This is a genomic window from Aquirufa salirivi (assembly GCF_045310485.1).
Taxonomy (GTDB): domain Bacteria; phylum Bacteroidota; class Bacteroidia; order Cytophagales; family Spirosomataceae; genus Aquirufa; species Aquirufa salirivi.
Genome location: NZ_JBEWZH010000001.1, coordinates 214,561 through 236,332, shown reverse-complemented (window position 1 = coordinate 236,332; position 21,772 = coordinate 214,561). Strand labels below are relative to the sequence as shown.

The 21,772-nt window shown below is 39.3% G+C and carries 20 protein-coding genes; 7 read left to right on the top strand and 13 right to left on the bottom strand.

The window, feature by feature from the left end; translation table 11 throughout:
* The first annotated feature begins 16 nt into the window (after positions 1–16).
* Together U0R11_RS00980 and U0R11_RS00975 are read left to right on the top strand one after the other, a co-directional pair.
* Positions 17–721, top strand: coding sequence for a 3-keto-disaccharide hydrolase (locus U0R11_RS00980; RefSeq protein ID WP_406749385.1), 705 nt, complete (start codon positions 17–19; stop codon positions 719–721).
* Between the two features lie 417 nt (positions 722–1,138).
* Positions 1,139–1,780, top strand: coding sequence for a hypothetical protein (locus tag U0R11_RS00975; protein ID WP_406749384.1), 642 nt, complete (start codon positions 1,139–1,141; stop codon positions 1,778–1,780).
* A gap of 730 nt (positions 1,781–2,510) precedes the next feature.
* Here U0R11_RS00975 and U0R11_RS00970 read toward each other — a convergent pair.
* The 5 genes from U0R11_RS00970 to U0R11_RS00950 form a co-directional block, all read right to left on the bottom strand.
* Complete coding sequence (locus U0R11_RS00970) at positions 2,511–3,413, bottom strand: alpha/beta hydrolase (protein ID WP_406749383.1); 903 nt, start codon at positions 3,411–3,413, stop codon at positions 2,511–2,513.
* A gap of 216 nt (positions 3,414–3,629) precedes the next feature.
* Complete coding sequence (locus U0R11_RS00965; protein WP_406749382.1) at positions 3,630–4,550, bottom strand: hypothetical protein; 921 nt, start codon at positions 4,548–4,550, stop codon at positions 3,630–3,632.
* 1,066 nt (positions 4,551–5,616) lie between these two features.
* Complete coding sequence (locus tag U0R11_RS00960) at positions 5,617–6,639, bottom strand: SMP-30/gluconolactonase/LRE family protein (RefSeq protein WP_406749381.1); 1,023 nt, start codon at positions 6,637–6,639, stop codon at positions 5,617–5,619.
* 57 nt (positions 6,640–6,696) lie between these two features.
* A complete protein-coding gene (locus tag U0R11_RS00955) occupies positions 6,697–8,409 on the bottom strand; it encodes a GMC oxidoreductase (RefSeq protein ID WP_406749380.1) in 1,713 nt (570 codons plus the stop codon).
* Positions 8,410–8,434: 25 nt separating this feature from the next.
* Positions 8,435–9,004, bottom strand: coding sequence for a gluconate 2-dehydrogenase subunit 3 family protein (locus U0R11_RS00950; protein WP_406749626.1), 570 nt, complete (start codon positions 9,002–9,004; stop codon positions 8,435–8,437).
* Between the two features lie 166 nt (positions 9,005–9,170).
* Here U0R11_RS00950 and prmC point away from each other — a divergent pair, with 166 nt between their 5' ends.
* From prmC to lpcA, 5 genes are all read left to right on the top strand, one after another.
* On the top strand, positions 9,171–10,025 hold the full coding sequence (gene prmC, locus U0R11_RS00945; RefSeq protein ID WP_406749379.1) for a peptide chain release factor N(5)-glutamine methyltransferase: 855 nt from the start codon (positions 9,171–9,173) through the stop codon (positions 10,023–10,025).
* Positions 10,026–10,155: 130 nt separating this feature from the next.
* Positions 10,156–10,749, top strand: coding sequence for a LemA family protein (locus tag U0R11_RS00940; protein ID WP_406749378.1), 594 nt, complete (start codon positions 10,156–10,158; stop codon positions 10,747–10,749).
* A 2-nt stretch (positions 10,750–10,751) separates the two neighbouring features.
* Complete coding sequence (locus tag U0R11_RS00935) at positions 10,752–11,177, top strand: TPM domain-containing protein (RefSeq protein ID WP_406749377.1); 426 nt, start codon at positions 10,752–10,754, stop codon at positions 11,175–11,177.
* Between the two features lie 25 nt (positions 11,178–11,202).
* On the top strand, positions 11,203–11,943 hold the full coding sequence (locus U0R11_RS00930) for a TPM domain-containing protein (RefSeq protein ID WP_406749376.1): 741 nt from the start codon (positions 11,203–11,205) through the stop codon (positions 11,941–11,943).
* A 14-nt stretch (positions 11,944–11,957) separates the two neighbouring features.
* On the top strand, positions 11,958–12,542 hold the full coding sequence (gene lpcA, locus U0R11_RS00925) for a D-sedoheptulose 7-phosphate isomerase (protein ID WP_406749375.1): 585 nt from the start codon (positions 11,958–11,960) through the stop codon (positions 12,540–12,542).
* 126 nt (positions 12,543–12,668) lie between these two features.
* Here the strand turns inward: lpcA and ftsA are convergent, their stop codons facing one another.
* From ftsA to rpsB, 8 genes are all read right to left on the bottom strand, one after another.
* The gene (gene ftsA, locus U0R11_RS00920; RefSeq protein WP_406749374.1) at positions 12,669–13,994 is read right to left on the bottom strand and encodes a cell division protein FtsA; all 1,326 of its coding nucleotides are present in this window, start codon (positions 13,992–13,994) and stop codon (positions 12,669–12,671) included.
* 66 nt (positions 13,995–14,060) lie between these two features.
* Complete coding sequence (locus U0R11_RS00915; protein ID WP_406749373.1) at positions 14,061–14,852, bottom strand: cell division protein FtsQ/DivIB; 792 nt, start codon at positions 14,850–14,852, stop codon at positions 14,061–14,063.
* 20 nt (positions 14,853–14,872) lie between these two features.
* A complete protein-coding gene (murC, locus tag U0R11_RS00910) occupies positions 14,873–16,249 on the bottom strand; it encodes a UDP-N-acetylmuramate--L-alanine ligase (protein WP_406749372.1) in 1,377 nt (458 codons plus the stop codon).
* Positions 16,239–17,351 (bottom strand): undecaprenyldiphospho-muramoylpentapeptide beta-N-acetylglucosaminyltransferase, encoded by a 1,113-nt coding sequence (gene murG / locus U0R11_RS00905; protein ID WP_406749371.1) that lies wholly within the window; start codon positions 17,349–17,351, stop codon positions 16,239–16,241. Before murG ends, murC begins: the two co-directional genes overlap by 11 nt.
* Complete coding sequence (locus tag U0R11_RS00900; RefSeq protein WP_166374638.1) at positions 17,351–18,526, bottom strand: FtsW/RodA/SpoVE family cell cycle protein; 1,176 nt, start codon at positions 18,524–18,526, stop codon at positions 17,351–17,353. Before U0R11_RS00900 ends, murG begins: the two co-directional genes overlap by 1 nt.
* Complete coding sequence (murD, locus tag U0R11_RS00895; protein ID WP_406749370.1) at positions 18,516–19,850, bottom strand: UDP-N-acetylmuramoyl-L-alanine--D-glutamate ligase; 1,335 nt, start codon at positions 19,848–19,850, stop codon at positions 18,516–18,518. Before murD ends, U0R11_RS00900 begins: the two co-directional genes overlap by 11 nt.
* 259 nt (positions 19,851–20,109) lie before the next feature.
* Complete coding sequence (tsf, locus tag U0R11_RS00890) at positions 20,110–20,943, bottom strand: translation elongation factor Ts (RefSeq protein WP_406749369.1); 834 nt, start codon at positions 20,941–20,943, stop codon at positions 20,110–20,112.
* Between the two features lie 13 nt (positions 20,944–20,956).
* A complete protein-coding gene (gene rpsB / locus U0R11_RS00885) occupies positions 20,957–21,766 on the bottom strand; it encodes a 30S ribosomal protein S2 (protein ID WP_166374641.1) in 810 nt (269 codons plus the stop codon).
* Positions 21,767–21,772: the final 6 nt, after the last annotated feature.

Genomic DNA, 21,772 nt, shown 5'->3' with positions numbered 1-21,772 from the left:
AATCTAAATGTTAATTATGAAGAAATTTATTTTAACCTGCTCTTTGATGGCCTTGGGCATTGTTAGCTTGGCACAGACAGCTAATTCATTGACTAGCCAGGAGAAGAAAGAAGGTTATCAGTTATTGTTTGACGGAACTAGCTTAAAAGGATGGCATGCATATAATAAGCCAGGTACTGTGGGGACATCTTGGTCAGTAACGAATGGAGAGATTGGATTTGATGTGACCAAAAAGGATGGTGGGGATTTAACCACAGATCAGGAGTTTGAAAACTATGATTTATCAGTGGATTGGAAGATTTCACCCAAAGGAAATTCAGGTATTATTTTCAATGTAACAGAAGATGCTAAATACCATAGTTCATATAATACAGGCCCTGAAATGCAGGTATTGGACAGTGATGGACACCCAGATGGAAAGATTTTCAATCACCGTGCAGGAGATTTATATGATTTAATTCATTCTTCGAAGGAGACCGCTAAGCCAGTAGGCGAGTGGAATACAGCACGCATTGTGAATAACCATGGTTTATTGCAATTGTATTTAAATGGCGAGAAAGTAGTGGAGACACGCTATGACGATGAGAACTGGAAAAAGATGATTGCAGGTTCTAAGTTTAAAAACATGCCAGGTTTTGGTGTGAATATGAAAGGACGTATTTCTTTGCAAGACCATGGCAATCCCGTATGGTTTAGAAATATCAAGATCAAGAAATTGTAGTTGAAATAGATAGTTGATAAAGGTCTGAGAGTAATCTCAGGCCTTTTTTTATTTTTTGGGGATTATCAATTTGTTGATACTTATAGAATTGGTTTTATTGCTCCAGAGCAAGTATTCTTCAAATTACTTTCATCAATTTTAGGATTTCAAAATGATGTTATGCGGATGAACATTTCCACCCAAAGAACATACTTGATGTATGTTGTTTTACTCTTGCTAAGGCTAAGCGCTCATGCTCAGAACCATTCTATCCAATTGCTTAGTCGGGCCGATAGCGCTGTTGTACCTTTTGCTTCTATATTATTTGAACATAAAAAAATAGGCTTTCATTCAAATGATTTGGGGCAATTTACTTTAAAGTCTAAACAGTCCATTGACACCATATAGATTCGGGCTATTGGTTTTCGAGATACCTTGATGATTGTTAATTATTCGGAAATGAAGGGCGAAATGAAGGTGTTTTTGAAACCGAAAGCATTCATATTAGCTGAGGTTAAGGTATTTTCTGATAATAAGCCTTACACCAGTATGAAACCCATCAAAAAAACGGGACATTCATTTCAACAAGGTGGAATGGGCTCTCAAAGTGGTTTGTTATTGACAGATCAACGATTGTTTTTTCGTCAGATACAAAAGGCCCACTTTTACATCAGCAATTTAGGGAATAGACATTTTCCATTTCGAATTAGAATATATAGCCTCCAACATGGAAAACCAGCCCAGGAAATTACGCAGGAAAGTATCATTGTTCATGCCAAACACCGCGGTTGGAATGAGTTTGATTTAAGTCAATATGCCTATTTTGTACCCGATGGAGGCTGTTTAGTGGCGATGGAATGGTTGAATTTTGAGAATCATTTTGATGATGTATACCAGCGATTTTATCATGAAAAATACGAAGCTCAAGTATTGGGTTTAGCAGATTATGGCAAGGGTTATTTGGGATTTTCAAAGACAGAATTCAGCTCATGGAATTTTAATGGGGATTATTTACCTCATTTTCAAAAGACTAAAATGAATATGTTTTTGAATCCAATGATTCGCTTGACGGTGAAATAAGAAAAAGGCTTGAGAATTCTCCCAAACTTTTTAAAGCTATTCGACATGTTCTAAAAGACATGTCGAATTGTTGATAAAAAGAATCTTCGATTCGCTTTTTTCCGAGTAGAGGCTGTTTTATGGTAGAATTGGGTGGGATTGCAAATCCCTTGAATCTGTGGTTCGACATAACATATGTCGAACAGCGGGTCGTGCTGACCGACGAGAATTTCTAGTTAAAATTCTTTATTCTTTGTTGAACGGTTAATCCCAACGAAAGATGGAAACGCAGCATGAGCGAAGCGGCAGGCGGGAAGGAAATTGTAAATGATGAATTATAAATTATAAACGGATGTAGCATTCTACATTCTACATTTTTCATTCTAACTGCCGTATGCGGAGTGTACATCGGTTCTGCGTAGCAGAATTCGTTTTTGGATTAACCGTGTTTCTTCCGTTTTTTTTGTTTCTTTTTTTATGAAAAAAAGAAAGACCATAGTATTCTATGCTCAATCGAATTGTAGATAAAAGAATCTTCGATTCACTTTCATCGGTGCAGAAGCTGTTTTATGTTACCATTGATTGGGATTGTAAATCCCTTGAATCTGTTTTCGACATAACATATGTCGAACAGCGGATTCGCATTCAACAGTGTAGAGGCTGTTTTATGTTACAATTGGGTGGGATTGTAAATCCCTTGAATCTGTTTTCGACATAGCATATGTCGAACAGCGGGTTTGCTGGTACCGCATTATTTTGAATCCTTAGCCTTCTTAATATTTAAGGTTTTCTGTTTTATCCATTGTATAGAAATGTCAAAAGGTGCCGTATCACGGTCATCAGATACCGTATTGTGCCCTAATCTTGAAAACAAAGTATAATCAAAAGGTTTGCCTTGAGTTTTAAACGTATTTAATTGTTCGATGCACAACTTGACGGGAATCTGTATGTCTTTCTCGCCAAAAAGCCAAAGTCCAGGAATGGAAAGCGTATTTAGAGATTTTTTTGGGTCAGTTGCTACGAATTGATACTTGTCTGGGTCATTTTTAGTATGCTCACGAGCATCTTCTTCCGTATGATTTTCCCAAAAGCGATTGTTTCCATTCGTATAAAACTGAAAGCGGAGCTGTTCCAAGGTTGTGATGGTTGGACAACTAAATAAAACCATAAATGCTACGTGTGAATTTTTGTTGGCAGCCATTGGAATGATCCATCCTGCTTGACTGAAACCAACTAATCCAATGGGCATTTTTTTACCTTTCCAATAGGTACGAAACGTATTTACTGCTGAATTTGCATCGTGAGATAACAAATTAAGATTAGTGGTGTCAATATTATTCGTGCCAACGGATGGTCCTACATAGATACCACCAGATTCTCCAACTCCTCGTTTATCATAGGTTAAAACGGCAATACCTGCTTTTGCTAGTCGTTTTGCGAATTCCATTTCTCTTTTTACCGGGTCAGAACCGTGAACAATGACTACGGCTGCAAATGGATTTTTAGGAATTAAAACTGAGCCAGCAAGCGTGATGCCCTGACTTTCAAACTTAATGTCTTGAATGACAATGTCTGTGGATTGTGAAAATACGGAGAGAGGTAAGCTTATTAATAATATCCCAATAAAGAAGTTTGAGCAAAATTTGATTTTCATGATGAGGTAAAATGAATGGAAATGAAAAGCCGGGATGAGTAATAAATGGGTTTCTAAAATTAATACAATTGGATTTCAAATCCCGTTTATTTGTCATTCGACATGACCCTGCGGTTTACACCGAAACGTAGGGAGGTGAACATGTGGAACAGCGGAATTTTTGCAATTAAATGCATCATTCACCAATCCTGATAATCAATAGAAGGAGTAAGGTTATTAAAACTTTATCCTGTATTCAATATTCGCGATAAAACTTCTTGTCAGACCATCTGGTCGTGCATCTCTTACAATGAAAGGCGCTCCCAGATTGAGTTGAAGGAAATTTTTACTGTTTATTTCATAATCAAAATAAACATTGCCATTGAGCGTAAGTCCTTGTGAATCTTTAATTTCTTTTATCACATTCAATTCATCGCTATACTTGTCATTAGCCAAGTGATAAATAGGTAAGACACTGGTTGTCAATTTTAGCTTCGAACTTACATGTACAGGATAGGATATCCTCAATAAAACATCCCCACTTCTTTGATATTTATTCGTTGTTTGGAATGTTCTCAACATGGAATTTGCTGGAAAATTAGTCGCAATAAATTGATTGTCGTTTTGACTTACAGGTTGTTGAATAGCTGCCACCAATTGAATTTTCTTCCATTCATAAGCTATCCCAAAAATCACATCAAATGTTCCCAAACTAGCTTGATAGTCCATCGGAAGAGGAACTTGAGAAGAGGTTTTATTGGCGTTCGACAAAGGTATTTTAGCACCTAAAGTGAATTTCACTTTTTCACTTGCTTGATAATTGGAATTTAAAAAAAAGTCGGATATTCCAAAAGTGGATATTCCATTTCCGCTTTGCGCAATTGTAGTCAATTTTGCATCTAGTCCAAAATTCTTGCTCAACTGCCTATTATACTCTACATAATTTCCATAGACAGAAATAGCGTTGTCTCCTTTGCCCACAAAAGCCCCAATTTTAAATTGATTTTTAATTGGCTCTCCGCCATTCGGTTTAAAGCTGTTGATCGTACAAAAGCCAGCATCGCTACAGCCTTGTCCATAAGTATATTTTGACAACAAAAACAGGAGGGAACCTGCTAAAATGTATTTCCACTTAGCTATGATTTGATTCTTAGACATATTTTTTTGTTATCCTCTGGGTTTGAATGCATTTTCTCAATCGGCCAAATGGGTAGGACCAAGCTGGCATAATCCTTAAAAATAGAATTAAATGTTTGTAATTCAGCGCTTTAAATCAAAACTTTGATTTGGTATGAAAAAACATTCTAAAGTTATTTTGAATTAAATGACTTAACAATACCTTTTCACAAAAGACCTACCTTGAATTTTAGATGTGTGAATCATTCAGGCATTCACAATCTATAAATTATAATTTATAATTTCCTTAGTATGCTATTCGACATGTTCTGAAAGGCATGTCGAATTGTAGATAAAAAGAATCTTCGATTCTCATTCATCATTATAGATTTTGTTCTATGTTACCATTGATTGGGATTGTAAATCCCTTGAATCTGTTTTCGAAATAGCATATGTCGAACAGCGATATGAATGAAATCATTCAGGCATTCATAATCTATAAATTATAATTTCCTTAGTATGCTATTCGACATATTCTAAAAGTCATGTCGAATTGTTGATGAAAAAGAATCTTCGATTCTCATTCATCATTATAGATTTTGTTCTATGTTACCATTGTTTGGGATTATAAATCCCTTGAATCAGTGGTTCGACATAGCATATGTCGAACAGCGGGTTCGTTCGATTCTCATTCATCATTATAGATTTTGTTCTATGTTACCATTGATTGGGATTGCAAATCCCTTGAATCTGTGGTTCGAAATAGTATATGTCGAACAGCGGTATGAATGATTCATTCAGGCATTCATAATCTATAAATTATAATTTCCTTAGTATGCTATTCGACATGTTCTGAAAGGCATGTCGAATTATAGATAAAAAAGAATCTTTGATTCGCTTTCATCTTTGTAGAAGCTGTTTAATGTTACCATTGATTGGAATTATAAATCCCTTGAATCTGTGGTTCGACATAACATATGTCGAACAGCGATAGATTATAAATCCTTTGAATCTGTTTTCGAAATAGCATATGTCGAACAGCGGTAATTGAAAAATGGCTTGAGATACCTCTCAAGCCAATCATCTAAAACTTATAATCTATAATTTCCTACCAGCCCATCCCTTTGGTCTTCGTTCTTACCCTCAATAAATTCATATCTGCCGTGATGAATAGGGTAGAGCCATCCTCACCAAAAGCAACGTTAGCCGTGGCACTGCCCGCTTCTATTCTGCCTAAAAGTTTACCTTCAGGACTAATAATTAGCACCCCACCTGGTCCTGTAGCCCATAAATTACCCGATTTATCAATCTTAAATCCGTCAGGTGCTCCGCGCCAGCCGCTTTTAGCTAATTCCGCACCATCAAAAAAGATTTTTCCTTCGCCTAAATTACCGTCTTTGTCAACCGGGAATGCCTTCCAAATTAAACCTTTCGGGTCCGATTGGCCCACATACAAGATTTTCTCATCAGGACTAAAGGCCAAGCCATTCGGACGGGTCATGTCTTTGATTTGCAAGCTCAACTCACCTTTTTTGTTTAATCGATAAACTCCTTGAAAGGGCAATTCTTTGGCTGGTTCATCTTTGCCACGACCGGGTAAACCATAAGGAGGATCTGTGAAGTAATAATCCCCCGAACTGTGTTGCACCAAATCATTTGGACTATTCAATTTTTTACCCTCAAATAAGTGAGCCAAGGTCTTCTTTTTGGCGGGATTGTCCAAAGGCATTTCAGCTATCCTTCTGTCGCCATGTTCACAAGAAACTAAATTCCCTTTTTTGTTGATAATCAATCCATTGGCTCCAGGCTCCTCCGAATATGGAACAGTTCCCGTATAGCCAGACGGTTTTAAAAACACTTCTACTTCTTTGCCAGGAGCCCATTTGTGAATGACATTTTCAGGTACATCCGAGAAGAGTAAATAGTTCCCCTTTTTCACCCATACTGGTCCTTCTGACCACGTATAACCTGTTCCTAAGATTTCAATGGGCGAACTGATGTCTAGTAATTTGTCCAATGCGGGATCCAATCGATGAATTTTACCAATGGTTGGATAGCTTTTTTCCTGTGCATTCATGCTAAAAAGGCTGCCTGTTAAACAGCAAAAGAGGTAAAAGATGTTTTTTTTCATGGTCTCGTGAAAAAAAATGTGGGCTGGTATGGCCCACATTTCATTGAAAAAATCAACTTATAAATTATGTTTCTTCATTTCCTTCACAGCGAAATCGGCCGCGCGGGCTGTCAATGCCATATAAGTTAAGGAAGGATTTACGCAAGATGCGGATGTCATGGCTGCTCCGTCTGTGATAAAAACGTTTTTCACCGCATGTACTTGGTTATTGCCATTCAATACCGACGTTTTAGGATCACGACCCATACGTGCCGTTCCCATTTCGTGGATGGCCATACCTGGATATGAGCCATTATCAAAGGCTCTCACGTTTTTCAAGCCTGCGCTTTCCAACATTTCACGAGCATCTTCCATAATATCTTTACGCATTTTCTTCTCGTTTTCCTTGAATTCTGCGTCAAAGACCACCACCGGTATACCCCACTTATCTTTGGTATTTGTATCTAAATACATCTTGTTTTCATGGTACGGTAAGGTCTCCCCAAAACCACTTAAGCCCATCATCCACGGACCTGGTTTAGTCATGGATTCTTTGTAGTCAATACCGAAGTTCAAATCACCTACTCCACGGTTCCAGCCCTGACGAGAACCACTTCCTTGGTATCCAAATCCACGTAAATAATCACGCTTATCGTTGCCAATGTTGCGGTAACGAGGAATGTAGATACCATTGGCTCTACGACCGATGTAGTATTTATCTTCATCTCCTTCCCAAACTCCACTAGCACCAATTTTAAAGTGGTGATCCATCAAGTTATGGCCTAATTCTCCAGAATCATTACCAAAACCGTTCGGGAAACGGCGCGATTTAGAATTCAATAATAAGGCAGTAGTACTTACGGTAGATCCGCAAACAAAGATGATTTTCGCATAATATTCACGCACATCTTTGGTAACAGTATCAATCACACGTACGCCTTTGGCTTTTTGTTTTTGCTCATCATATAGAATCTCCGATACCAATGAATCTGGACGAAGTGTCATTAAACCTGTTTTAGCTGCAGGAGGCAAGGTACAAGATTGAGAGCTAAAGTAGGCGCCATATGGACAACCTAAACGGCACTTATTTCGGTATTGACAAGCACTACGTCCGATACCCAATTGCGCTTGTTTCGCTTCAGATAAGTTTGCCACACGACCGATCGTCATGTTACGTCCTGGGAAGTTTTTCTCAATGCGTTTTCTTACTTCTTTTTCTACGCAATACATGTCCATCGGCTTTAAGAATTCCGAATCAGGCAATTGAGGTAAACCCAAGGCTTCTCCTGAAATACCCACGTGTTTTTCCACGTAAGAATACCAAGGCGCAATGTCTTTATAACGAATAGGCCAATCTACCGCAATGCCATCTTTTACATTAGCCTCAAAATCTATATCACTTAAACGATAGGTCTGGCGTCCCCACATGATGGACTTTCCTCCTACGATATTCGGACGGAACCAGTCGAAACGTTTTTCTTCTTTATACATCGAGTCGGAATCATTGAACCAATAGGTTTCCGTCATCTCATTGTATGGATAATCACGCGCTAATTTCGGGTGACTAGCCTTTTGTTCGTTGGTTAGTAAACCATTGTATTTAAAGTCCCAAGGGTCTTTGTAACTCGGAGTATAACCGGTTACGTGCTCCATTTGACGACCGCGGTCTAGGACTAACACACGTAAACCTTTCTCCGTTAATTCTTTGGCAGCATATCCACCTGATACTCCTGATCCTACAATGATGGCATCGTAGGTTTGATTTTTTATTGAATCTATATTTAAGTTCATCGTTATTCTAGTCTTGACATGAAAATTAAAGAGCCCACGTTTTTTGTCCTGGTGTCATTGGCAAGCAGCCATCAAACTTTCCTGGGATAGAAAGGTATTCCAAGGCTTTGGTAGCGCCTATTTCAGAAGTGAAATAACCCGTAGTGGTTAATTCTTTCATCATGAAAAAGAAAGGAGTTGGCGCTTTTTTGCCCCGGTTAGCGGTTCTTTCTGCATCAGATTCCAACATAATACCTGTTAAGGCTTCTTTCTTTTCAACAGCACTGGCTTTTGCAAATGATTTACCTGTTTTGGCCTGACAATTAGCCTCTAATTTGGCTAAACCAGCATAAAAATGTTCTTGGTCTGTTTTCTGATAACAATCGCGTACCACACGAACAATGAATTTTTCTACGCCAGCGGCTTTGGCTCCAGGTGTACCCGTGCTCGGGATAATGACATCGGCCACTTCAGCTAACAAAGATTCTTGTTCGGCAGTAACACGGACAAATGCACCCTGGTTTAACTTTTCTCCACGCAGTCCAGCCATGGCAGGGGCAGAAACAACACCACCCATTAACATGACCACACGCTGTACAGCTTCTCTACGGTTAATGTTCATATTCAAATTAATTTATAAGGATTCAAGGTTATTGCATTGAAATAGTTCAATTTTTTCCATACGGATTTCAAATATATACAATTATAGCAAAAATACTAGTGGGTCTTGGAGGTCATTTCTAAAAAAAATATTGCGTAATTTGTGGCTATAATTCATGTATATGCCCATTTTAGCTGCTGATTTAGTACGCCAAGTGAAGTCAGCCATTCAATCCTTATATTCCATACAAGAAGTAGAAGCAATTGCCTATTTATTGGTGGAAATGTGTACGGGTTCCACACGCATGAATTGTCATCTAGGTAAAGAAGTGGAACAGCCGAAGGATTGGGAACAAGTGTTGGCTAGATTGGCCACACATGAACCTTGGCAATATGTGCTTGGGAAAGGCTGGTTTCGAGATCGTATTTTTGGATTAAATCCACATACGTTGATTCCAAGGCCTGAAACGGAGGAATTGGTGGATTTGGTTATGGAAAAAATAACTCCTGATAAGACCACCTGTAAGGTAGTAGATGTGGGTACTGGATCAGGTTGTATTGCGATCTCCTTAGCATTGGAAGCTCCGCAAGCCCAGGTATCGGCTTGGGAGATATCCCCTGAGGCCCAAAAGCAAGCGATGCAGAATGCGAAATCTCTTGGGGCAGAGGTTTCCATCGAATTACAAGATGTGTTTCAATGGTCTACTCGTAGTGATTCCGAAACATGGGATATCATAGTTTCTAATCCTCCTTATGTGATGTTTCAAGAAGCATCTCAAATGGAAAAACATGTGACTGAATTTGAACCAGGATTAGCTTTGTTTGTTCCGGATGCGAATCCTTTGATTTTTTACCAAGTATTAGAAAGGATGGCATCTAAGCATCTCAAACAGGATGGATGGATCATGCTAGAGATTAATCAAGCATTGGGTAAGGAAACGAAAGCTCTTTTTTCAGCTAATCAATGGAAAAAGGTGGAATTGAAACAAGATTTTCATGGGAAAGATCGTTTTGTCATTGCCCAGAGGGACAATTAAATAAGGAATCTTACATTTGTCAGGGAAATGGAACATTTATCCTTTAAAAAGCATTTTAATGGAAATTTGCGAAGGACAGATGTTAATTTGTATACCTTTGCAGAGCAAAAAATTTAAAACAATATCAACAATGAACAGAAAACTTTGGATTGCTTTGGGCGTCATTGCTCTTGTGATTTTTTGGGGAGTCGGAGTGCGTAATGGATTAGCTACTAGTGACCAAGAAGTAAAAGGGTCATGGGCTAATGTACAGTCAGCATATCAGCGTCGTGCTGATTTGATTCCTAATTTAGTTAAGACCGTACAAGGAGTGGCCAATTTTGAAAAGTCGACCTTGACCGCGGTGATTCAGGCACGTGCTAGTGCTACTCAAATGAAATTGGATGCCAAGGATTTGAGTCCTGAAAATATGCAGAAATACCAAGCCGCTCAATCGTCTTTGGGTGGAGCTTTATCTCGTTTGATGGTTGTGGCAGAAAACTACCCTCAGTTGAAAGCGACAGAGAATTTCTCAGAATTGCAGGCTCAATTGGAAGGAACCGAAAACCGTATTAAAGAAGAAAGAGATCGTTTCAATGAATCGGTTAAATCTTATAACAGTAAGGTGGTTACATTCCCTAATAATTTGATTGCTTCTTTCTCAGGGTTTACGGAGAAGGGATATTTCGAAGCAGAGGCTGGTTCTGATAAAGCTCCAGAGGTAAATTTTGACGAGAAGAAATAAGGATGCACATTAGCCAGGAACAGCAAGCTGAGATTATCCAAGCCATTAAAGAAGCTGAATTAGGAACTTCTGGTGAAATTCGTGTGCACATAGAGAGTCATTGTGAAGGGCACCCGATCGAACGATCGAAGGTGCTCTTTTTTCAATTAGGCATGAATCAAACCGATTTGCAAAATGGGGTTTTGGTTTATCTAGCCATTAAAGATCGTAAATATGCCATTATCGGGGATAAAGGTATAGATGCCCAAGTAGCCCCAGAGTTTTGGGAAACAATACGCGATGAAATGAGGCCATATTTGGCAAAGAATGAAATAGGAGCAGGATTAGCTTGGGGTGTTCGTCGCATCGGCGAAGTATTAACCAGGAGTTTTCCTTACCAAAAAGACGATATCAATGAGCTCACGGATGAGTTGTCCTTTGGGGCTTAAAATTATACGCTTATTTATGTTGGGCATGGCTTTGATAAGCCTGTCTACGCCCTTACTTTGGGCACAATCTGGCATTCCCGAAAAGCCCAATGGCTATGTGGTTGATTTGTCTAATAAATTAAGTCCGGAGGAAAAACAAAACTTAGAGCAGAAATTGAGGGGCTATGCCGATAGCACATCCACTCAATTGGAAATAGTCATTGTACCCACTACCGGCAATACTGATCCTTACGATTATGCCATGGAAATTGGAAAATCTTGGGGTGTAGGTCAAGAGGGGAAAAACAATGGTTTAGTATTGTTGATTACTTCAGAAACCCGTAAAATTAGGATTGTTACAGGTAGAGGTTTAGAATCTGTATTGCCAGATGCTACTTGTAAACGTATCATCAACCGAATATTGAAGCCTGCATTAAAACAAGGTGATTATTATGGGGGTATCGATGCGGCCACGACGGAAATGATGCAGCGGGCGAGTGGTACTTTTCAGTCGGAAGGGGATGGAGAAAAACAAGATGGAATACCTCTGGTATTCATTATTTTACTAGTATTTATTATCATCACAATCATTCGGGCCATCAAAAATAGAGGTGGTGGTTCTGGTCCAGGCTCCAACGGTGGAGGCGGGATGTTTTTCCCACCTATTTTCTTAGGAGGGGGACATTCAGGTCGAGGCTTTGGTGGAAATGGAGGCGGTGGCGGTTTTGACTTTGGTGGATTTGGGGGAGGTGATTTTGGTGGTGGAGGAGCAGGAGGAGATTTTTAAAAGATGACTTTATTATGGTACAACAAATAATACAAAATTCATTGGCAGAGTCACAGTCGGTTTTAGATCGATTTGTGAATGACCCTAAACAAATACAGGCCATTGAAGCAGCAGCACAAGTATTGGTGGATGCGCTAAAAAATGGACATAAAATTATTTCTTGTGGAAATGGTGGGAGTCATTGTGATGCCATGCATTTTGCTGAAGAGCTTTCGGGGCGTTACCGTGAAAACCGTCCAGCTTTGGCGGCAATGGCGATTTCAGATCCATCTCACATCACTTGTGTGAGTAATGATTTTGGATATAACTATGTTTTTTCTCGTTTCATTGAAGGTTTAGGACAGGAGGGCGATGTTTTAGTAGGTATATCTACCAGTGGTAATTCAACCAGTATCATCGAGGCTGTTGCCGCCGCAAAACAAAAGGGAATGAAAGTCGTTTTACTTACGGGTAAAGATGGTGGTAAACTAGCTCATCTAGGAGATGCGGAAATACGGGTGGAGCATGAAGGTTTTGCAGACCGCATTCAAGAAATTCACATCAAGGTGATACATATTATGATACAATTGGTGGAGTATCATATTTTTGGTCGACAATAGAAAGGAAGTCAGATACATGAAGCCTTAGATTGGATGATCTAAGGCTTTTTTATGTCAAAGAATTTCTATGTTGTCCATAAAAAAGCCCCTGTTACATCAGAGGCTTTTCGAGATAGTTGAAAATTTCTAGTATTCTCCTTCTGCTTCATTGCTTCCCATAAGGACATCCACCACACGAGAGAAAATGTTTTTAATTCCTGGTTTACCTTTCCCCCCTTTTCCAGAGTCTCCACTGGCATCTCCTATGGTAGTAAGTTCATGGTCTTCTGTTGGAATAGCTTGATCTAATTGTTCATAATACACTTGAACTAAGCCTATCGCAGTTGCGAAGGAAGGATCATGGATTTCTTCAGAAGCTTGTGAATTTTGAACGACCATGGGAACACCGACACGGCATTCTAGGTCTGTTATTTTTTGGAAAAGCTCAGCGATATCGGGTAATTGAGCACCACCACCACAAAGTACGATACCACTTTTGAAGGATTGAGGGTCGCCAATTTTACTGATTTCTGCCAATATTTTTGCGGCTAATTCTTTCAAGCGTTCTTCTAAAATGATAGCCAAGTTTTTTACAGACACAGGTGTAGGTTTACGACCTGCAATGCCTGGAATCATGACTACTTCATTGATATCAATCAATTTACTGATAGCAGAGCCAAAGGTAGTTTTTAATGCTTCGGCATTTTCTAGCGAAACATTTAAACCAATGCGAATGTCTTCTGTTAAGCGATCTCCCCCCCAGTTTAATACACTGGCTTGAACTAAGACTTTATTCTGATACACACTGATTTCAGTTGTACCACTTCCAATATCGACTAAAACAACGCCTTCTTCTTTTTCTTCAGGGCTCAAAACTGCCGTAGAAGCGGCAATCGGACTGAAATACACATTTCCCTTCTTGATATGGTCAGACTCAGCAGCTACTAAGCATTGTACCAGTAAACCATATTTGTCTGGATTAGCTGTAACCACCATGAAATCGGCTTGGATTTTTTGTCCAATTTGTCCAACTGGATCAGTCGTGGTAGGTAAATTATCTACTTTAAAACCAATCGGTAGGGTATGTAACAAGCATGGATTTTTTTCTAAAACAGGCTTTTTAGCCTCTTCAATCAGCGCATGAATTTCTTGGATGGAAACGGCTTCTCTTGGATTTTTGCGAACTTTAATGCTCGTATAGGGCTGCACATTAATGTGACTTCCTGATAAATTTGAGGAGAAGTAATAATCGGTATTTTTCCCTTCAAGGGCTCCAGAAATCTTTTTTAAGGCTTCTGCTATTGCCGCAGAGGTTTTATTGATGTTAACAATTTCACCACGTAAAATATGTCCAACTGTATTGGCTTTGCCAGAGGCTATGATCTCTAATTTTCCAGAGGCATTTTGTCTGCCAGCTACAGCTCTAACGAAGGAGCTACCAATGTCCAATCCGATGATTAAATCGTTCCGCATAATTTGTTATTGAAGATTACTCAAGCCTACAAGGAAGCCATAAAGGTTTAAAAATAGCTATTTTGCCTAATAATCGCAAATAACCTGATTCTTATATTTTAAGCGTACCCAGCGATAGGTATTCCAACCTTTATTCGGTATAATTTTCTTATAAAATAAGGCAAGCTTTTTAAATTTTGTGTCAATGTTGATCGGTAATCCAAAGTCCACTCGCGTGATCCCCAATGTAGGAATCATCACCACTCCACCATCTTCAGCCACTTCCAATTGAGAAATTTGGGCTCTCCAAAATTCATTGTTATTGATGAATTCAAATAGTTCAATCAAATGTTTCCCCTTGACATCACTCAAGTTTTTACGGTTTGTCTTAAAAAATGCCCCTGAAACAACTAAAATTCTTGGAGTAAAAAGTGGACTAGTCCCAATGAATTTCCCATCTTGGGTAACGTATTGGTCACTTATAATAGACTCACCTACGGTATTTCTTAGAATCCTGGCAATGGGACTATATTCCTTAACAGAAATGATGATTTTGCCCGAAAAATCATAATGTGCTTCACAGGATTTCACCAAAGGGATACGTTTGACGCGCTCTTCCATTTGGTGCAAGGAAATATTTTGTAAGTATTTACCGACATAATACCGAGTTCCTTGTTCAGTGACTACCTGGTTGATGTCCTTTTTTCCAAGAAGCGGTCTTTCATTTTCAGAATCTAATTTGACTACTATACCCGTGCATTTGATATCATGATAGGACAGATCCGAATAAATGACCGCTGCAATACCCATACCCAACAAGATGATTAAGCTGATTAATCGTTTGATTAGTGCCCACTTACTTGTGTTGATTAGCGCCATGTAATGTGTCCTGTTTTATTTTATTGTAATGAGCCTTTTAAGTCGGCCAATAATAAGTCAATGTCACCTGCTCCCATCGTTACCAATAATCGAGGCTTTTGCTCTTGAATCGCAAGTTTTAAGGCTTCCTTACTAATACATTGTTTCTTTTCTAAATTAATTAATTCCAATAGTTTTTCAGAACTGACACCTGGAATAGGTAGCTCCCTAGCTGGATAAATATCTAGCAAATATAATTCATCTGCCAAAGAAAGACTTTGTGCAAAATCAGCTAAAAAATCCCTCGTTCTAGAAAATAAGTGGGGCTGGAAAACGACCACAATTTTTTCATTGGGGTATAAGGCTCTGACTGAATTTAGGCAGGCCGCAATTTCCGTAGGATGATGTGCATAATCATCAATCATGACATGTTCATCCGTCTCCACATGGTATTCAAATCTTCTTTTAACCCCCATGAAGCTTGCAATCCCCTCTTTGACCTCTTCACCTGTTAAACCTACTTGCATAGCTAAAGCTGCAGCAGCTAAGGCATTTTCGATGTTATGAAATCCAGGAATGCGCATAGGAATGTCCTTGATTTCACCTTCAGGATAAAGCATATCAAAGACCATTCGGTGGTTTTGAATACGGATATTAACTGCTTGGAAATCGCCTGATTCTATGCCAAAAGTGGCTTTTTTATGGTTGAAACCTAAATCTAATCCTACTTTTTGAATAAAAAAGCCTTTGTCTTGAATTTGACTGACAAATAATTGAAAGGATTCAAGCACTTGTTCGGAAGCTCCGTAGATATCCAAATGGTCGGCATCCGTGGAGGTCACCACCGCCGCATAGGGATGTAAAGTTAAAAATGAACGATCATATTCATCTGCTTCTACCACGCAAATAATGTTATCTTTTTCCTTATTGGGAATAAAGTTGGTGCCATAATTTTGTGTAATACCCCCTAAAAAAGCAGTTACATTTTTGTTGGCATGTATCAATAAATGCGTCAATAGGGAAGAGGTCGTTGTTTTTCCATGAGTTCCCGCTACGGCTAAAGTAGGAATTTGTTCCGTGATCCAACCTAATATTTCTGATCTTTTATACAAAGGGATACCCAAATCCAGTAGGTAGTTTTTCTCTACATGATTCGCCGGAATGGCGGGCGTATAAATGAATAAACTATGGGCAGTATCGGCTAAAATGTCGCTTGGGATACAGGAAATATCATCGGTATAATGAATTTGCATGCCTTCCTGACTTAATATTTTAGTCAGTGGGCTTTCTGTTTTATCGTAACCCGCCACAGGAAAACCATTGTGTAAAAACCAACGGGCTATGGCCGACATACCAATTCCTCCTATACCTAGGAAGTACACATATTTTAAATCTTTCAGTTGAATATTACTTTTCATGTAGGGTCAACAAGGCTAGAATGTTGGTGGCTATATCGTGAGCGGCCGATGGTTTGGCCATGGATTTACTTTGTTTTTCTATTTGAGCCATGAGCTCTTTGTTTTGAAGACAAGTAATAGCCTCATGAACAAGGGAGTTTTTTGCCTCGACATCTTTGACCAAAATAGCAGCTCCTTCACTTACTAAATTTTGAGCATTTTGGGTTTGATGGTCCTCTGCTGCACTAGGTAGAGGAACTAAAATACTGGCTTTCCCCACCAAACAGATTTCAGAAACAGACAAGGCTCCAGCTCTAGAAATGACTAAATCTGCTGCTGCATAGGCCAAATCCATTTCATAGATGAAGGCTGAAACATAAGCATGTAGGCCGGCTTGACTTTGTGCAGAAGCTTGGGCTTCTTTCTCAAAGTGAATACCAGTCTGCCAAATGATTTGCACCTGAGATTTGGTCAATGGCTCCAGTCCTGCCTGAATAGCTAAATTGATGGTTCTAGCCCCTTGGCTGCCGCCAATGATTAAAATACAAGGCTTGTTGGGCTGTAAACCAAAATGCACAATGGCTTTTTCTTTTTTACCAACTTGATCAATAAGGTCTTTTCGTACGGGATTACCTAAATATTGGATTTTTTCTTTTGGGAAGAATTTTTCCATGTTGGGATAGGCCACAAATATGCGCTGGGCTTTGGAAGCTAAAAACTTATTGGTGATACCAGCAAATGAATTTTGTTCTTGGATCACATAGGGAATTCCTTTTATCCAAGCAGCCAATAACATGGGGCTGGAGGCATAGCCACCCACACCTACCGCCATATCAGGCTTGAATTCATTTAAAATGGCCAAGGCCTTGGTTAGACTTTTTAATAATTTGAAAGGAAACAATAAGTTTTTCATTATGTGTTGTCGGTTAATCCCCACAATGGGTAAACCCACAATCTTAAAGCCTGCTTTGGGTACTTTTTCCATTTCCATTTTGCCTTCTGCCCCAACAAAAAGAAATTCACAACGAGGTACTATTTCTTGTATGGCAGATGCAATCGCAATGGCCGGATAGATATGTCCACCAGTACCCCCTCCTGAAATGATGATTCTTTTTGGTTTCACTAAATAATTGTTTTTAAATCTTTGGTTTCTTGTTCTTTATCCCGACTTACGGATAAGATAAGTCCAATACTAATGGCTGTAAATATCAAGGAAGTACCACCTGCAGAAACCATGGGCATGGGTTGACCTGTCACGGGACCAGCACCAACGGCTACCAGCATGTTGATGAATGCTTGAAATACGATGGAAAAGGTGAGGCCAGCCGACAGTAATCCCCCAAAAGGTTTACCGCTATGCCGGACGGCATTGGCACCTCGGTACATGAGCCAAAGGAAAAATAGCGGGATGAAAATGGCCACAACAATGCCATATTCTTCTACGATGATCGCATAGACAAAATCCGATTCAGCTTGAGAAAGGAAGTAGCGTTGCTGGCTACGACCAGGGCCTTTAGGGCTTAATGCGCCGGTGGCAATGGCATAGTAACTGCGGTACAATTGGTAATCCTCATCCTTTTTATCGACGGATTTACCGTCTTTTTTTCCGACACGATTACTAAAGTTGGCAATTCTGGCTTTAACTGTTTTGGCTCTTTGACCTATTTCTAAAGTAACGACTAAACTTGCTAAAATAGCTACTGAGGCTATGATGTAGCCAATTTGCTTCCAAGGTACCCGACCGAAAATCATTAGAATGATACTGGTTAAGAAGATCAAAATGCTGGTGGAGAAGTTCGATAGCATAATGAGAAAGCAAGTGATTCCAATTTTAATTAATAACCAAAGGAAAAACTGCCAATTATAGGCTTCAGGGTTGGATTGGCGTGTGGAGAAATCTTTGGCAAGACTCCCAATCAGGCACAATTTAGCCATGTCAGAAGGCATGAAGGAGATGGGGCCTATTTCTAACCAGCGACTGGCTCCACCTTTACTTTCACCAAAAACAAAGGCGACAAGAATCAATATCCAAGAGAATAACAAAGCAACATGGCTGTATTGGGCAAATTTCAGGTAGTTCTGTCGAGAAAACCAGGACATCAAAATGAAAGAAAAAATCAAAATCACCATGGATTTGATGAAACTAAAAATAGGGTCCATGGGATTCATCATGACCATTCTTCCTTTGGCAGAAAACTGAATCAGTAATCCAAAGGCATTTAGGACAAAGACGATGAACCAAATTTGGTAATCACCAGCGAGTTTGGACTTGATGTATTCGGTGATTCTATTTTCCATCGGTGAGTGATTTTACCATTGCTTTAAATTGATTTCCCCGATCTTCATAGTTTTTGAATAAATCAAAACTTGCACAAGCAGGAGAGAGCAATACAATATCTCCAGCTTGTCCCCACTCCAAACTTTTTTCTACGGCAGCTTGTAAATTGTCTGTTGAAAATATGGAAGAACAGATGGATCCAAAATGTGTTTCTAATTTTTGATTGTCTGTTCCTAGGCAAATAATACCTTTCACTTTTTCTTTAACCAAATCATCTAAGACCTCATACGCATTGCCCTTATCCACTCCACCGATCAACAAAATAATAGGCTGTTTGAAACTATTTAGAGCATAAAATACGGCATCGACGTTGGTCGCTTTGGAGTCATTGATAAATTGAATTCCTTTCCATGTACCGCAAGGTTCTAGCCGATGCGGAGCATTTTCAAAAGTCTTTAAAGCCTGATGTATGGACTCGGCAGTGATACCAACAGATTCGGCAGCCAGGATGGCGGCCGACATGTTAATGGCATTGTGAGGTCCTTTTAGTGGAGCGTCATCGAGAGTTAGTTGGAAATGGGAAGATCCTTTGATTTCATCAGGTCGAATCAGCATGTCGGCTTGCTCATTGTCGAAGCTAATGGTTTTTACCTGAGCTTGATGGGGCATCGAGTTAGCATGTGATTGCCATACTGGATCATCAGACCAAAAGATGCAAGTAGTTTGCGGAATGGCATTCTGAAAAATCCGAAATTTTGATTGAATATAATTTTCGAATTGGTATTCGTAGCGGTCTAAATGATCTGGTGTAATGTTTAATAAAACAGCTACATCTGGGGCAAAATGAAAACAACGATCTAATTGAAAACTGGAAATCTCCAAGACATAATAATCATGTTGGTTTTCCATGACTTGTTTGGCAAAACTATGTCCAATATTACCAGCTAGGCCTACCTTTAAACCCGCTTCTTTCAATAAATGATAAGTTAAAAGCGTGGTAGTTGTTTTTCCATTACTACCTGTGATAGCGATAATTTTAGCTGGGGTATATCGGGAAGCAAATTCAATTTCTGATACTAATGAAATGTTTTTTTGCTTAATTTCTTTGACGATGGGGCTTTTCTCGGGTATGCCCGGGCTGATGATAATCTCTTGAGCGTCAAGTATGTTGTCCATAGAATGCATTCCTTGTTCAAAAGGAATTTGGGCATCCAATAAACTTTGTTGGTATTCGGGTTTTAATTGCCCTTGATCGGATAAAAATACGTCGAAGCCTTTATGTTTGGCCAACAGGGCAGCCCCCACGCCACTTTCACCTCCGCCTAGGACTACGATTTTTGACATTCGCTTAAAAAAGAAAGGAAAATTAAAGATATAAACTAATACAAGTTAGAAAATGTCTTGGACTAATGAAAATAGAAGAGCTTAGTTCCTGGATAAAAATTGCCATTTTTTAGTCCAGCCCTTTCAAATAGTATCGTGGTTCAGCTAGTCAAACTTATATAAGAATGATGTATTTGTTTAGTCTATTTTTGAGAAGTAAAAGCCCAAAAAAAAGACCAGCTCCAAGAGCTGGTCTTTTGATATTTCGACAGTTTTGGAATTAAGCCAAAGCCACACGTTTGAAAGTTGAGATAGTCAAACCTTTTTGAGTTTGCTCTAACAACTGACGAATGTTGATCGAAGAATCTTTCACGAATTGTTGGTTCAATAAAGTAGATTCTCTGTAGAATTTCTCCAATTTACCTACGGCAATTTTCTCCAACATCGCTTCAGGCTTACCTTCTTGACGAGCTTGATCTTTTCCGATTTCGATTTCACGTTGAATCGTTTCCGCATCAACACCATCTTTATCTAAAGCTACAGGCTTCATCGCAGTGATTTGCATCGCGATATCTTTACCTACTTCTGTTACGTCTGTTCCTTCAACACCTTCGAATGCTACTAAAACACCGATTTTGTTGTTGGAGTGGATATATGATACAACTTTCTCTGCATCAATGTTTTCATAAGCAGCTAAAGTGATTTTTTCACCAATTTTACCTGTTAATTCAATGATGTGACCTTCTACTGAACGACCATCTGAAAGGGGTTCAGCTAAAAGTGCAGAAACACTAGGAGCGTGTGATTTCACAGCAGCGTCTAAAATGCTTTGAGCTAAGTTATTGAAATCGGGCACTTTAGAAACTGGTTCAGTTTCACAAGCTAGTGCGATTAATTTACCATTAGAATGATCGGCTGAAAGAGCAACGAGTACTACTCCCTCGTTGGTTGCGTTTTCAGCACGTTTTGCGGCTACCTTTTGACCAGCTTTGCGAAGAAAATCAATGGCTGCTTCGAAATCACCATCGGCTTCCGTCAAGGCTTTTTTGCAATCCATCATTCCGGCGCCAGTCATTTGGCGTAATTTATTAACGTCTGCGGCTGTAATTGACATTTTATGAATATGTTTATTCTTGTTCTGCTTCTTTTTCGTACTTAGCGGCTACTTTAGCTGCTTCTTGTGATTCCTCATCAGCAATACGCTTTGATTCTTCTTCTTCAGCTAAACGAGCGTCATCTTTATCTTGTTTTCTTTCAGCTAAACCTTCTTCAATGGCTTTACCAATAGCAGCCGTAATAACCGCGATTGACTTGTAAGCATCATCATTAGCAGGGATAGGGAAATCAACTAAATCTGGGTTAGAGTTGGTATCACACATCGCAAAAACTGGGATACCCAATTTTTTTGCTTCTTCAACAGCAATGTGCTCACGCTTGACGTCAACGACAAAAAGAGCAGCTGGAAGACGCGTTAATTCAGTGATACCACCTAATACACGCTTCAATTTCTCTTCTTCACGAGTCATCATTAAACGCTCACGCTTAGCAAGAGTTTTAACAATTACTTCGTCTTTTAACATTTTGTCGATGCTAGACATCTTCTTGATGGACTTACGTACCGTCGCGAAGTTAGTCAACATACCACCTAACCAACGATCGGTTACGTAAGGCATTTTTAATTTTTCTGCTTCAGCAGATACCACTTCTTGAGCTTGCTTTTTAGTAGCAACGAACATGATCTTACGACCAGAACGAACGATCGTACGCATGGCTGCAGTAGCTTCGTCTAAACAAGAAAGAGTTTTATTAAGATCGATGATGTGAATCCCGTTCTTCTCCATGAAGATGTAAGGAGCCATTTTAGGGTCCCACTTACGGGTAAGGTGTCCAAAGTGTACACCTGCATCTAATAATTCATTGTAGCTTAATTGTGCCATTTTTTG

What these genes read in the sequence shown, in the direction of transcription:
- U0R11_RS00970 (WP_406749383.1), bottom strand. Translation starts at nt 3,413, where the DNA reads ATGAAAATCAAATTTTGCTCAAACTTCTTTATTGGGATATTATTAATA.
- U0R11_RS00900 (WP_166374638.1), bottom strand. Translation starts at nt 18,526, where the DNA reads ATGGAAAATAGAATCACCGAATACATCAAGTCCAAACTCGCTGGTGAT.
- U0R11_RS00975 (WP_406749384.1), top strand. Translation starts at nt 1,139, where the DNA reads ATGATTGTTAATTATTCGGAAATGAAGGGCGAAATGAAGGTGTTTTTG.
- U0R11_RS00980 (WP_406749385.1), top strand. Translation starts at nt 17, where the DNA reads ATGAAGAAATTTATTTTAACCTGCTCTTTGATGGCCTTGGGCATTGTT.
- ftsA (WP_406749374.1), bottom strand. Translation starts at nt 13,994, where the DNA reads ATGCGGAACGATTTAATCATCGGATTGGACATTGGTAGCTCCTTCGTT.
- U0R11_RS00935 (WP_406749377.1), top strand. Translation starts at nt 10,752, where the DNA reads ATGCACATTAGCCAGGAACAGCAAGCTGAGATTATCCAAGCCATTAAA.
- U0R11_RS00930 (WP_406749376.1), top strand. Translation starts at nt 11,203, where the DNA reads ATGGCTTTGATAAGCCTGTCTACGCCCTTACTTTGGGCACAATCTGGC.
- lpcA (WP_406749375.1), top strand. Translation starts at nt 11,958, where the DNA reads ATGGTACAACAAATAATACAAAATTCATTGGCAGAGTCACAGTCGGTT.
- U0R11_RS00940 (WP_406749378.1), top strand. Translation starts at nt 10,156, where the DNA reads ATGAACAGAAAACTTTGGATTGCTTTGGGCGTCATTGCTCTTGTGATT.
- rpsB (WP_166374641.1), bottom strand. Translation starts at nt 21,766, where the DNA reads ATGGCACAATTAAGCTACAATGAATTATTAGATGCAGGTGTACACTTT.
- U0R11_RS00965 (WP_406749382.1), bottom strand. Translation starts at nt 4,550, where the DNA reads ATGTCTAAGAATCAAATCATAGCTAAGTGGAAATACATTTTAGCAGGT.
- U0R11_RS00960 (WP_406749381.1), bottom strand. Translation starts at nt 6,639, where the DNA reads ATGAAAAAAAACATCTTTTACCTCTTTTGCTGTTTAACAGGCAGCCTT.
- U0R11_RS00915 (WP_406749373.1), bottom strand. Translation starts at nt 14,852, where the DNA reads ATGGCGCTAATCAACACAAGTAAGTGGGCACTAATCAAACGATTAATC.
- tsf (WP_406749369.1), bottom strand. Translation starts at nt 20,943, where the DNA reads ATGTCAATTACAGCCGCAGACGTTAATAAATTACGCCAAATGACTGGC.
- murD (WP_406749370.1), bottom strand. Translation starts at nt 19,850, where the DNA reads ATGTCAAAAATCGTAGTCCTAGGCGGAGGTGAAAGTGGCGTGGGGGCT.
- prmC (WP_406749379.1), top strand. Translation starts at nt 9,171, where the DNA reads ATGCCCATTTTAGCTGCTGATTTAGTACGCCAAGTGAAGTCAGCCATT.
- U0R11_RS00955 (WP_406749380.1), bottom strand. Translation starts at nt 8,409, where the DNA reads ATGAACTTAAATATAGATTCAATAAAAAATCAAACCTACGATGCCATC.
- murC (WP_406749372.1), bottom strand. Translation starts at nt 16,249, where the DNA reads ATGAAAAGTAATATTCAACTGAAAGATTTAAAATATGTGTACTTCCTA.